Below are 12,829 nucleotides of genomic sequence, written 5' to 3' on the forward strand. Positions count from 1 at the left end.
GTGTGGGGTCTCCCCATGCGAGAGTAGGTCATCGTCAGGCACTTCTTCCGAAACCCCCGTCCTCCTAGAGGCCGGGGGTTTTGTCGTCTGGGGCCCCAGCGCGGCGATTGCCGGCAGGCCGCCCTCGTCGGACATGCGTCGGCCCCGCCTCGTGGGAGGTGGCCCCCTTGCCCTTGTGGGCATCAGGACGCGCCTGCCCACCATGATCTTCTATCTCTCCCGCGCTGAAATTTATTCTCAGGCTGCGCTTCGCTTTCAGAAGCAAAGAACTCTTTTTTGATGCAAAAAATAATGATTATCATTGAATAGGCTATTGGGGTTCCCTAGTATGCGACTCACAACGACATGCGATCCGCAGGGGACTCCAATGAAGAGATGCGTACTTGCCGTTAGTATGACCGCCGGCTTTGCCTCCACGGCGCTGCAGGCGGCAGAAGAACAGGACACCATGGTGGTGGTGGGCTCACGCACACCCTCGCAGATCAGCCAGATTCCCGGCACGGTGTGGGTCGTGGAAGAAGAGGATATTCAGCAACAGATCCATACCGGCGTCGATCTTAAGACTGCCTTGGGGAAGCTGGTGCCCGGTCTGGACTTTGGCCCTCAGGGACGTACCAATGCCGGTCAAAATCTGCGCGGCCGCAGCGTTCAAGTATTGATAGATGGCGTCTCCCTCAACAGTTCCCGTGGTCTGTCCCGACAGTTCGATTCCATTGACCCGTTCAACATCGCCCGCGTTGAAGTGCTGTCCGGCGCCAGTAGCCTTTATGGTGGTGGAGCAACGGGGGGCATCGTCAATATTGTCACCAAGAAAGGGCATACTGGTGCGCCGACCCTTGAGACGGAATTGAGCCTGACGTCTGGTCTGAATGATAACGATGATCTTGACCGGCGTGCTGCCATAGGCGTTGCGGGTGGCAGCGAGCGGGTGCAGGGGCGTATCGGCGTGGCATATCAGGATAACGGTCGCCAGCATGATGCGGGGGGGGACGAGATATTTCCCGACATTGCACAGAGCGACCTGCAGGGCAACCGTAGCATCGATATCATGGGTAATCTGGCGTTCAACATCGATGCGCAGCAGACCTTGGACGTGACCGCTCAGCTTTACGATTCGGGTTATGAGGATGATCGAGGTGTGTACTACCCTAACCTCACAGCGCCGACGCCGAATCTGAACGCCGCCGAAATCAGTGACGGTTTCTCAACCGATCGCGAGCCGCGTACCGAGCGTAAGCTGGTTAATCTCAACTATCATCATGCCGATTTGCTGGGACAGGATTTTTATCTACAAGCCTTCCATCGAGAGGAGGAGGCTGCCTTCCACCCCTTCCCCTATGCTGACCGCACCAACGGCGGTTACTACTTTGCCGCGTCCAAGCAAAACACTAAGCTGAGCGGCATAAAAGGACTGTTCTCAGCCGATCCCACCGCGAATCTAAACGTGACTTATGGGCTGGATTTCGATCATGAAGAGTTCGATGCCAGCCAGATGATCTTCAGCAAAGCCATCTCCGACGCTACTGGAGGGTTGGTGCAGGAGGCCAGCAGTGTGCAGCCGCGCTATCCCGGGTTTGAGGTCGATAGCATGGCGGCATTCGTCCAAAGCGCCTGGTGGGTCACCGATTCGCTGCAGTTGTCTGCGGGCGCTCGTCAGCAGCATATGGACGTCGAAGTTGATGACTTCAACGGCGTGCCGGGCGGTGAAAACGACTATGATGTCGCTCTTTTCAACGTTGGCGCCTTGTACGAGTTCCATAATGGGCATCAGGTTTGGTCCAGTTATAGCGAAGGCTTCGAGCTGCCGGATCCATCTAAGTACTACGGTCGCGCGGGACAGACGGTCAGCGACAATCCGCTGGATGGGATCAAGACTCGTCAGGTCGAGCTGGGTTGGCGCTATCGCGGCAATGACTGGCTGACTCAGGCGGCACTGTATTATTCATGGTCCGATAAGGCGATCGAGTTGGACGAGGATCTGAATATCGCCCAGGTAGATGATGACCGTCGTGATTATGGACTAGAAGCGTCGGTAACCCGTTATTTCGGGGATGGGTGGGAGGTCGGCGGTACTCTGCATGTGCTGACTTCGGAGCAGAAGATCAACGATGAATGGGAGGATCGCGGCATTACCGTGGCGCCTTATCCCTCCCAGGACTCCGCCACGCTGCATGCCGGCTGGTCGGATTACCGGCGCTCAGTCCGGTTGCAGGCCAATCACGCCTGGGACTACACGGATTATCAGGACAGTGAAATCGAAGGCTTCACGACACTGGATCTACTGGGCAGCCAACAAACGGACTATGGCAAGTTCAGCCTGGGTGTTGCCAACCTTCTCGATGAGCAGTACTCCACGCCATGGGGCCAGCGTGCGGTCGGCTTCTACTCGCCCGGTTACGGTCCTGCCTATCTGTATGACTATCAGGGACGGGGACGTACCTATACTCTGAGCTGGTCCGCACAATATTGATTGTTGTCGTCAGAGCGGACATCCGGGGCGATGCGGGCATCCGCTATCGCCCCGTTTGTCCCTGTGAGAACCCACTTTGGTCGTTGACGCTCCCGCGGATGGCATGGTTCCGCTAGAATGGGGGTTTTCCCGGCAGGGGCAACTGATGACCATCGGCGATCTGATCCGTCTGTTGAGTGACGGTGATTATCATTCTGGAGAGCAGCTGGGCGAAGCGCTGGGTGTGTCACGTACAGCGGTATGGAAACAGCTCAAGAAACTTGAGGCTATGGAGCTTCCGCTCGAAGCGGTAAAGGGGCGGGGTTACCGACTGTCGCAGCCGCTTGACCTATTGGATGGCACACGAATCGTCAGTGAGCTGACAGCTCATTCCCGGCGTGGCCTGACGCGGCTGTTCATCGAAGATGCGCTGCCTTCGACGAATAGCTTTCTGCGTGAGCGTTTCCAGCAGGGAGCGGGACATGCCGAAGTTTGCCTGGCCGAAAGCCAGACCGCAGGACGCGGGCGACGTGGGCGCAACTGGATGGCCCCTTGGGGAGGCGCGGTGCTCTTTTCCATAGGGTGGCGTTTTGAAAGCGGAGTTGCCGCGCTCGAAGGGCTAAGTCTGGCTGTCGGGGTGGCTCTCGCGCAAGTGTTGGAGCGCCTCGGGGCTCAGGTCGCGCTCAAGTGGCCCAATGACGTACTGCTGGTGGAGGCCGGGCAGCGCTACAAGCTGGCTGGAATCCTGCTCGAGGTCAGCGGGGACGTTGCGGGCCCTTGTGAGGTGGTCATCGGGATCGGGCTCAACGTGACGTTGCCCGAGGCGCTGAAAGATGGCATCGCGCAGCCCGCCGCCGGGCTGCGCGATGTCGTACCCGAGATTTCCCGCAGTAGATTAACGGCTGCCATAATCGATGCGCTGCTGGAACTGCTGCCACGCTTCGAGCAGGAAGGCTTCGCAGCGTGGCGCCAGGAATGGAATCAGCGCAACGCGCATGCCGGTGAGGCGATCGAGGTGCACCAGGGGCAGACGGTTTATCAGGCCGTCGCCCAGGGGGTGGATGCAGCGGGCAATCTGCTCGTGCACAAGGATGGCCGGACGCAGACGCTGGCCGGCGGTGAAATCAGCTTGCGCGGACTCTCATGATTCTTGATCTCGACATCGGCAATACATTAACCAAGTGGCGTCTCAAGGATATTCCTAGCAGTGAGATCCGTTCGCGTGGGGCGGTCTGGACGCGGGAGGAGTGGCGTCCAGGGGCAGATATTCCTGACCTTGACGTGGTCGAGGCGGTGCGCATCTCCAGTGTGGCTCGCGAAGCGGTGCTGCGGGACACGGTAGCGCTGCTGCGTCACCGTGTCGGGGCGGTACACGTGGCCCGATCGGTGCCCGAGGCCATCGGCGTGACCTGCGGTTACGAGGAGCCGGCGCGGCTTGGCGTGGATCGCTGGATGGGGGCATTGGCCGGTTATCAGCTAACAGGAGGGTGTTGCAGTGTCGATTGCGGCAGTGCGATTACCATGGATTTCGTCTTGCCAGGAGGCCGTCATCTGGGGGGATATATCCTTCCCGGGCTGCGGCTGATGAAGGAAAGCCTCAAGCTGGGGACGCGCAATGTGGCCATCGATCCCGACAGTGAGGCGGATGAACTGCTCGCGCCCGGTCGCAATACGATTGAAGCCGTCAATCATGGCATCTACATGGCGGCCGTTAGCGCCGTCAATCGCATCTATAGCGAAGTCTGCGATCGTGAAGGCGTCAGCTTGCCGTTGCTGCTGACGGGGGGGGATGCTCGCGTCGTATCGCGAGGGATCAGGATGCCGCATGCTGTCTGGCCGGATATGGTCTATGCAGGGCTGGAAGCCTGTTTTCCGTTGACAGGCGCCGAGCGTGCCGGGCGCCTTTCCGGTGCGCCGGGGGTGCCGGTCCCCGCCCCGCTGGAAAAAATACGCACGGGACTTGCATTCTCCATGCTGCTTTGACACACTACGCCGCGTTCCGGGGTTGAGACCTCGGGGAGGTCTGGTTAAGCAAACACGAACAGTTGGTAAGTGCTTGACAAATCAGTCCTAGGTGGTAATATTTGCCGCCACGTTGGAGGGGTTCCCGAGTGGCCAAAGGGAGCAGACTGTAAATCTGCCGCGAAAGCTTCGAAGGTTCGAATCCTTCCCCCTCCACCAGATTTTACCGGCTCGTCGCTGATGAGTTGGTGTAAGAGTAGGTAGCGGGCATAGTTTAATGGTAGAACCTCAGCCTTCCAAGCTGATGATGCGGGTTCGATTCCCGCTGCCCGCTCCAGTGTTTGCTCATGTAGCTCAGGGGTAGAGCACACCCTTGGTAAGGGTGAGGTCGACGGTTCAAATCCGTCCATGAGCTCCAGTTTGAAAGGTGGGCGCCATGCCCGCCTTTTTCTTTGCACGTTGGGGTTGTCAAACCTGAATGTGTTGGCTATCATAGCGCCCGCTGTTGAATAGGTGTTTCTTCTCGTGCTGCAAGGCGATGAAGCGCCGCGAAGGCAGTAAATACAGGCCAGTAGCTCAATTGGCAGAGCAGCGGTCTCCAAAACCGCAGGTTGGGGGTTCGATTCCCTCCTGGCCTGCCAGTCTTCCCCAGGCTGGCTATTTCCATTATAATTTCTTGTTCTCGATTGCCGCGCCTTGACTTGAGGAGTTCCTTTCCATGAAACACAGCGCCGAGGTGCAGGGTTCGCGCCACGACGTGGCCAAGTGGGCGGCTGTCGTCATCCTTGTTGGGCTCGCCGTCACCGGTAATGCCTATTTTGCCGATCAGGCCTTGCTGTATCGCGTGTTGGGTGTGGTGGTGTTAGGTGCCGCCGCTGCCGCTATCGCATTGACCACTGCAAAGGGGCAGGCGCTGATGGACTTGGCGCGTAATTCGCGTAAAGAAATCCAGCGCGTGGTCTGGCCGACGCGTCAGGAAACCCTGCAAACGACCTTGATCGTACTGGCGGCTGTGCTGGTGGTAGGTCTAATGCTGTGGTTGATCGACACGGCTCTTGGCTGGGCGATGTCCGGCATTATTGGTTAGGAGTTTCCATGTCCAAGCGTTGGTATGTCGTTCACGCCTATTCCGGCTTCGAGAAGCATGTGATGCGCTCGTTAATCGAGCGGGTCAAGCTGTATGGCGTGGAGGATCAGTTCGGCGAGATCCTGGTGCCAACCGAAGAAGTCGTTGAGATGCGCGACGGCAAGCGCCGCAAGAGTGAGCGCAAGTTCTATCCCGGCTATGTGCTGGTCGAGATGGAAATGAATGACGAGACATGGCATCTGGTCAACGAAACGCCTCGCGTTATGGGCTTCATCGGCGGTACGCCGGAAAAGCCTGCGCCGATTACCAAGAAAGAAGCGGATTCCATTCTGCTGCGCGTGCAGGATGGTAGCGACAAGCCCCGTCCCAAGACGCTCTTCGAGCCGGGCGAGATGGTGCGTGTCGTCGATGGGCCGTTTGCCGATTTCAACGGTGCCGTCGAGGAAGTCAATTACGAGAAAAGCCGCCTGCAGGTCAGCGTGCTTATCTTCGGCCGTTCCACCCCGGTAGAGCTTGAATTCTCACAGGTTGAGAAAGAGTAAACCGGAGTGTGAATGCGCCCTGATAACAGGGCGCCGGCCTATAACCCGGGGAGCCGCAAGGCGCTAATACCCAACTGGAGTGTATCATGGCGAAGAAAGTTCAAGCCTACATCAAGCTGCAGGTTGCAGCTGGCAAGGCGAACCCGAGTCCCCCCGTTGGCCCGGCACTGGGTCAGCACGGTGTCAATATCATGGAATTCTGCAAGGCCTTCAATGCGGCTACGCAGGATGCCGAGCCGGGTCTGCCGACGCCGGTCGTCATCACCGTCTATTCCGACCGTAGTTTCACATTCGTGACCAAGACGCCGCCTGCGGCCGTGCTGCTGAAGAAGGCAGCCGGCATCAAATCCGGCTCTGGCGTGCCGAACAAGACCAAGGTCGGCACCGTGACCCGCGAGCAGCTCGAAGATATCGCCAAGACCAAGGAGCCGGATCTGACGGCTGCTGATCTTGACGCGGCGGTTCGTACCATTGCTGGCAGCGCCCGTAGTATGGGCCTCAATGTGGAGGGACTCTGATCATGGCGAAACTGTCCAAGCGTGCTCAGATGATCCGCGAGAAAGTCGATGCGTCCAAGGTCTACGGACTGGAAGAAGCGGTCGCGCTGCTTGCCGAGGTCTCTACGGTCAAGTTCAAGGAATCCGTCGAGGTGGCCATTAACCTCGGTGTCGATCCGCGTAAATCCGACCAGGTCGTGCGTGGCGCTACCGTCATGCCCAATGGTACGGGTAAAGACGTCCGTGTCGCGGTGTTTACTCAAGGCGCTGCCGCTGATGCAGCCAAGGAAGCGGGTGCCGACATCGTCGGTATGGACGATCTGGCCGAACAGGTCAAGAAAGGCAATCTGGACTTCGACGTCGTTATCGCCTCGCCCGACGCGATGCGTGTCGTTGGTCAGTTGGGCCAGATTCTCGGCCCGCGCGGCCTGATGCCCAACCCCAAGGTGGGTACCGTGACGCCTGACGTCGCCACCGCCGTGCGTAATGCCAAAGCGGGCCAGGTGCGTTTTCGTACCGACAAGAACGGTATCATCCACACCAACCTGGGTAAGGTGGATTTCACCGCCGAGGCCATTCGCGGCAACCTGGATGCGCTGTTCAACGATCTCAAGCGTCTGAAGCCCAGCACGTCCAAGGGTATCTATTTCAAGAAAATGACCCTGTCCACGACAATGGGCCCGGGTCTGACCGTCGACCACTCTGCGTGGACCTGAAGGTCAACCGAGCAGTAACTTTGCGGTCCCCGTGCGCTATTTCGGCCAGTACAGGCTCGACAAGCGTCGGCGGGGCACCGTCAAAGACCGCAGGTGCCGCCTGACGGCGGCTTAATGGCTCGGGATATCGGCTAGGGCCGGTAGGTCGAGTGGCCTGCGCAGATGGTGTGGCCCGCCAGTTCGCTGGTGAGCACCATCGCCCAAGACTCCCTTGCCGTCAGGCAGTGGGAGAGATGGTAACCACCGGGGCTTGCGTGACGAATGGCCCCGGCACGAAGGAGTGAACACTGTGCCACTAGGTCTCGAAGGCAAGAAGGCAATCGTTGCTGAGGTCAGTGAAGCCGCTAAGGACGCTCTCTCCGTCGTTGTTGCCGATTCTCGTGGTGTGACTGTCAGCGCGATGACCGATCTGCGTAAACAGGCACGCGAGAATGGCGTCCAGATTCGTGTTGTACGCAACACACTGGCACGCCGCGCTCTGTCCGGAACTCCTTGGGAGATTCTGGACGAGACTTTCTCGGGTCCGACCCTGCTGGCTTTCTCCTATGAGCATCCGGGCGCTGCTGCCCGTCTGTTCAAGGAGTTCCTCAAGGGGCAGAAGGACTTCGAAGTCAAAGCGCTGGCTTACGAAGGCGAGCTGATTCCGGCTTCCGATCTTGATCGTCTGGCCACGTTGCCGACGTACGATGAGGCGATCGCCAAGCTGATGTCGGTCATGAAGGAGGCTTCTGCCGGCAAGCTGGTCCGTACCCTCGCAGCATTGCGTGACAAGAAGCAGGAAGAGGCGGCGTAAGCGCCTTCTCCGCGAATTGTCTGAATCGTCAATGGGTTTATCGAGCGCCGCTACCTCACCGGGACGCGCTCCGCAAAGTTTAGGAACATTATCATGGCACTGACTCAAGAAGACATCATCAACGCTGTTGCTGAAATGTCCGTTATGGAAGTCGCTGAGCTGGTCTCTGCGATGGAAGAGAAGTTCGGCGTCTCTGCAGCTGCAGCCGTCGTCGCTGGCCCGGCCGCTGCGGGCGAAGCCGCTGAAGAACAGACCGAATTCGACCTGGTGCTGACGGGCGCCGGTGACAAGAAGGTCAACGTGATCAAGGTTGTTCGTACGATCACTGGCCTGGGTCTGAAGGAAGCCAAGGCAGCCGTCGATGGCGCGCCGGCAACCATCAAAGAAGGCATGTCCAAGGACGATGCTGAAGAAGCCAAGAAGCAACTGGAAGAGGCTGGCGCCACCGTGGAACTCAAGTAACTCTTGTGTCCATGGCTTCGCGCGCTGCGTAAGCTTCCACGGCTGGTGGCGGGCTTCCCGCTACCGGCCTTTTTCTGTTGTGACTAGCCTGGCGTTGTCAGACCGCCGCTAGATGAATTTCGACGGCGAGCCCTCCGATGGGGGCTTGCCGTCAGCGCCTGACGGGGTGGGTTCGTCCCGCCAGGTGGCGCCGACCACGCATCGGTCACCCATGGTGAACAAGCTGGGGAATACAGATGGCTTACTCATACACTGAGAAAAAACGCATCCGCAAGGATTTCGGCAAACTGCCACAAGTAATGGATGTGCCCTACCTGCTGGCCATCCAGCTTGATTCCTACTACGACTTCCTCCAGCAGGACCGGGCGCCCGAGGCGCGTCTTGATGTTGGCCTGAACGCAGCCTTCAAGTCCGTGTTCCCCATCGAGAGTTTCTCCGGCAACGCTGCCCTTGAGTACGTCAGCTACCGTTTCGGTACGCCGGCGTTCGACGTCAAGGAGTGTCAGCTGCGCGGAGTGACCTACTCGGCGCCGTTGCGGGTCAAGGTGCGCCTGATCATCTATGACAAGGAATCGTCGAACAAAGCGATCAAGGACATCAAGGAGCAGGAAGTCTATATGGGGGAAATCCCCCTGATGACCGAGAACGGGACCTTTGTCATCAATGGCACCGAGCGTGTCATCGTGTCCCAGCTGCACCGTTCTCCCGGCGTGTTCTTCGACCATGACAAGGGCAAGAGCCACTCGTCCGGTAAGCTGCTCTATTCCGCGCGGATCATTCCCTACCGTGGCTCCTGGCTGGACTTCGAGTTCGATCCCAAGGATAACGTCTTCGTACGCATCGACCGTCGTCGCAAGCTGCCGGCGTCGGTGTTGCTGCGTGCGCTGGGAATGACTTCCGAAGAGATCCTTGAGACATTCTTCGTCACCAGTACCTACCACATCGAGAAGTCTGGCTTCTCCGTGGAATTGGTGCCTTCGCGCCTGCGCGGCGAGACTGCAACCTTCGATATCCTGGATGTCGATGGCAGCCTGATCGTCGAGGAAGGCCGTCGCATTACCCAAAAGCATATCAAGCAGATGGAAAAATCGGGCCTCGAGCGTCTCGACGTGCCGATGGAGTACCTGTTTGGCAAGACGCTGGCCAAGGATCAGGTCGATCCCAATACCGGCGAACTGATCTGCGAGTGCAATACCGAAATCACTCCGGAACTGCTCGAGAAGCTGGGACAGGCCGGAGTGACGTCTCTCGAGACGCTGTATACCAACGATCTCGATTGCGGACCGTTCATCTCCGACACGCTGAAGGTCGATACCACGCGTTCGCAGCTCGAGGCGCTGGTCGAGATCTATCGCATGATGCGTCCCGGCGAGCCGCCGACCAAGGAGGCGGCCGAGACGCTGTTCCACAACCTGTTCTTCACCGAAGATCGCTACGATCTATCCGGTGTCGGTCGCATGAAGTTCAACCGTCGCCTGCGCCGGGACAGCGATGAAGGTCCGGGCGTCCTGGTCAATGACGACATCCTTGACGTGCTCAAGGAGCTGATCGCCATTCGTAACGGTTTCGGCGACGTCGACGATATCGACCACCTCGGCAACCGTCGCATCCGCTGCGTGGGCGAGATGGCAGAGAACCAGTTCCGCGTAGGCCTGGTGCGTGTCGAGCGTGCGGTCAAGGAACGTCTGTCGATGGCCGAAAGCGAAGGCCTGATGCCGCAGGACCTGATCAATGCCAAGCCGGTGGCGGCGGCGGTCAAGGAGTTCTTCGGCTCGAGCCAGCTTTCGCAGTTCATGGACCAGAACAACCCGCTCTCCGAGGTCACTCACAAGCGTCGTGTATCCGCACTCGGCCCGGGTGGCCTGACCCGTGAGCGTGCCGGCTTCGAGGTACGTGACGTACACGCCACCCACTACGGTCGCCTGTGCCCTATCGAGACGCCGGAAGGGCCTAACATCGGCTTGATCAACTCGCTGGCGACCTACAGCCACACCAACAGCTACGGCTTCCTCGAGACGCCGTATCGCAAGGTCGTGGATCGTCAGCTTACCGATGACGTGGTGCATCTCTCGGCGATCGAGGAGGGCGACTTCATCATTGCCCAGGCTTCGGCCACCGTCGATGAAGGCAACAAGTTGGTCGACGATCTGGTCCAGGTGCGTCACAAGGGCGAGACCACCTTCATGGCGCCTGACAAGGTGACCCTGATGGATGTGTCGCCGCGCCAGGTGGTCTCGGTCGCCGCAGCGTTGATCCCGTTCCTTGAACACGATGACGCCAACCGCGCCCTGATGGGCTCGAACATGCAGCGTCAGGCGGTACCCACCCTGCGTGCCGACAAGCCGCTGGTGGGGACCGGCATGGAACGCTTCGTCGCGCGTGATTCCGGCGTGTGCGCCGTGGCGCGCCGCGGCGGGGTGATCGACTCGGTCGACGCCAAGCGCATCGTGGTGCGGGTCAACGAGGAAGAGATCATCGGCGGTGAGGCTGGCGTCGATATCTACAACCTGACCAAGTACGTGCGCTCCAACCAGAACACCTGCCAGAACCAGCGCCCCATCGTGCGTCCGGGCGACGTGGTGGCCATCGGCGACATCCTTGCCGACGGCCCGTCCGTCGACATGGGCGATCTCGCGCTGGGGCAGAACATGCGTATCGCGTTCATGCCCTGGAACGGCTACAACTTCGAAGACTCGATCCTGGTCTCCGAGCGGGTGGTGCAGGAAGATCGTTTCACCACCATTCATATCCAGGAACTGACCTGTGTGTCGCGCGACACCAAGCTGGGCGCCGAGGAGATTACCTCGGATATTCCCAACGTCGGCGAGTCGGCACTAGGCAAGCTCGACGAGGCCGGTGTGGTCTACATCGGGGCCGAGGTTGGCGCCGGCGATATCCTGGTCGGCAAGGTCACGCCCAAGGGTGAGACCCAGCTGACGCCGGAGGAGAAGCTGCTGCGTGCGATCTTCGGCGAGAAGGCCTCGGACGTGAAGGATACCTCGCTGCGCGCACCGACCGGCATGAAGGGGACGGTGATCGATGTGCAGGTATTCACCCGCGACGGTGTCGAGAAGGATTCGCGGGCGCTGTCCATCGAGCAGATGCAGCTCGATGAGGTGCGCAAGGATCTCCAGGAGACCTACCGCATCGCCGAGGACGCCACCTTCGAGCGCCTGAAGCGCACGTTGTTGGATCAGCCGGTCAACGGCGGGCCCAGGCTCAAGAAAGATGATCGGCTCTCCGAAGAGTATCTCGACGAACTGCCGCGTCAGCAGTGGTTCAAGCTGCGCCTGCAGGACGAGACGCTCAACGAGCTGCTGGCCCAGGCCGACGAGCAGTTGGAGAATCGTCGCAAGGAGATGGACGAGCGTTTCGAGGACAAGAAGCGCAAGCTCACTCAGGGCGATGACCTGGCGCCGGGCGTGCTCAAGATCGTCAAGGTCTATCTGGCGGTCAAGCGCCGCATCCAGCCGGGCGACAAGATGGCCGGTCGTCACGGTAACAAGGGGGTTATCTCGGCGATCATGCCGATCGAAGACATGCCCTTCGACAATACCGGCGAGCCCGTCGACGTGGTGCTCAACCCGTTGGGTGTACCCTCGCGCATGAACGTGGGACAGATCCTCGAGACCCACCTGGGGCTGGCGGCACGCGGACTGGGTAATAAGCTGGACCGCATGCTGCGTGATGCGCGCGAGCAGCAGATTGCCGAAATCCGCGAGTTCCTGGGGCAGGTCTACAACACTCCGGGAACGCGGCAGGAGGATATTGGCTCGCTCACCGACGAGGAAGTCATCACCCTGGCCAAGAACCTGCGCGGTGGCGTACCTATTGCCACGCCGGTATTCGACGGGGCCAAGGAGCACGAGATCAAGCATCTGCTCAGGCTGGCCGATCTACCCGATTCGGGACAGATGGAGCTATCCGACGGGCGCACCGGCGAGAAGTTCGATCGTCCGGTCACCGTGGGCTACATGTACATGCTCAAGCTTAACCACTTGGTGGATGACAAGATGCATGCGCGCTCCACCGGCTCCTACTCGCTGGTCACCCAGCAGCCGCTGGGCGGCAAGGCGCAATTCGGCGGACAGCGCTTCGGTGAGATGGAGGTCTGGGCCCTGGAAGCTTACGGCGCGGCCTACACCTTGCAGGAAATGCTCACGGTCAAGTCCGACGATGTCGAAGGGCGTACCAAGATGTACAAGAGCATCGTCGACGGTGATCACACCATGCAGGCAGGCATGCCGGAGTCCTTCAACGTATTGGTGAAGGAAATCCGCTCGCTGGGCATCGATATCGAGCTGGAAGGCTAAGGCCTGAC

Annotated in this window: 10 protein-coding genes and 4 tRNA genes; all 14 read left to right on the plus strand. The window is 59.5% G+C overall.

The window, feature by feature from the left end:
- Positions 1-328 precede the first annotated feature (328 nt).
- A complete protein-coding gene (locus tag ACW4DH_RS16725; protein ID WP_459637545.1) occupies positions 329-2,470 on the plus strand; it encodes a TonB-dependent receptor in 2,142 nt (713 codons plus the stop codon).
- A gap of 145 nt (positions 2,471-2,615) precedes the next feature.
- The gene (locus ACW4DH_RS16730) at positions 2,616-3,596 is read left to right on the plus strand and encodes a biotin--[acetyl-CoA-carboxylase] ligase (protein ID WP_459637630.1); all 981 of its coding nucleotides are present in this window, start codon (positions 2,616-2,618) and stop codon (positions 3,594-3,596) included.
- Positions 3,593-4,432, plus strand: a complete 840-nt coding sequence (locus ACW4DH_RS16735) for a type III pantothenate kinase (protein WP_459637546.1) — start codon at positions 3,593-3,595, stop codon at positions 4,430-4,432. The genes ACW4DH_RS16730 and ACW4DH_RS16735 overlap by 4 nt, the downstream gene beginning before the upstream one ends.
- A 114-nt stretch (positions 4,433-4,546) precedes the next feature.
- Positions 4,547-4,630, plus strand: a tRNA-Tyr gene (locus ACW4DH_RS16740).
- A gap of 44 nt (positions 4,631-4,674) precedes the next feature.
- Positions 4,675-4,748, plus strand: a tRNA-Gly gene (locus tag ACW4DH_RS16745).
- Positions 4,749-4,754: 6 nt separating this feature from the next.
- Positions 4,755-4,829: transfer RNA gene (locus ACW4DH_RS16750), tRNA-Thr, on the plus strand.
- 147 nt (positions 4,830-4,976) lie between these two features.
- A tRNA-Trp gene (locus tag ACW4DH_RS16755) sits at positions 4,977-5,052 on the plus strand.
- A 77-nt stretch (positions 5,053-5,129) separates the two neighbouring features.
- Positions 5,130-5,498 (plus strand): preprotein translocase subunit SecE, encoded by a 369-nt coding sequence (secE, locus tag ACW4DH_RS16760; protein ID WP_459637547.1) that lies wholly within the window; start codon positions 5,130-5,132, stop codon positions 5,496-5,498.
- An 8-nt stretch (positions 5,499-5,506) separates the two neighbouring features.
- Positions 5,507-6,040: a transcription termination/antitermination protein NusG gene (gene nusG / locus ACW4DH_RS16765; RefSeq protein WP_459637548.1), complete on the plus strand. Its 534-nt coding sequence runs from the start codon at positions 5,507-5,509 to the stop codon at positions 6,038-6,040.
- A gap of 86 nt (positions 6,041-6,126) precedes the next feature.
- Positions 6,127-6,558: a 50S ribosomal protein L11 gene (gene rplK / locus ACW4DH_RS16770; protein ID WP_459637549.1), complete on the plus strand. Its 432-nt coding sequence runs from the start codon at positions 6,127-6,129 to the stop codon at positions 6,556-6,558.
- Between the two features lie 2 nt (positions 6,559-6,560).
- Positions 6,561-7,253, plus strand: coding sequence for a 50S ribosomal protein L1 (rplA, locus tag ACW4DH_RS16775; protein ID WP_459637550.1), 693 nt, complete (start codon positions 6,561-6,563; stop codon positions 7,251-7,253).
- Between the two features lie 289 nt (positions 7,254-7,542).
- A complete protein-coding gene (rplJ, locus tag ACW4DH_RS16780) occupies positions 7,543-8,046 on the plus strand; it encodes a 50S ribosomal protein L10 (RefSeq protein WP_459637551.1) in 504 nt (167 codons plus the stop codon).
- Between the two features lie 93 nt (positions 8,047-8,139).
- Complete coding sequence (rplL, locus tag ACW4DH_RS16785) at positions 8,140-8,508, plus strand: 50S ribosomal protein L7/L12 (protein WP_459637552.1); 369 nt, start codon at positions 8,140-8,142, stop codon at positions 8,506-8,508.
- A 236-nt stretch (positions 8,509-8,744) separates the two neighbouring features.
- Positions 8,745-12,821: a DNA-directed RNA polymerase subunit beta gene (gene rpoB, locus ACW4DH_RS16790; protein WP_459637553.1), complete on the plus strand. Its 4,077-nt coding sequence runs from the start codon at positions 8,745-8,747 to the stop codon at positions 12,819-12,821.
- The last annotated feature ends 8 nt before the right edge of the window (positions 12,822-12,829 follow it).

This window comes from Halomonas sp. WWR20 (assembly GCF_054602495.1).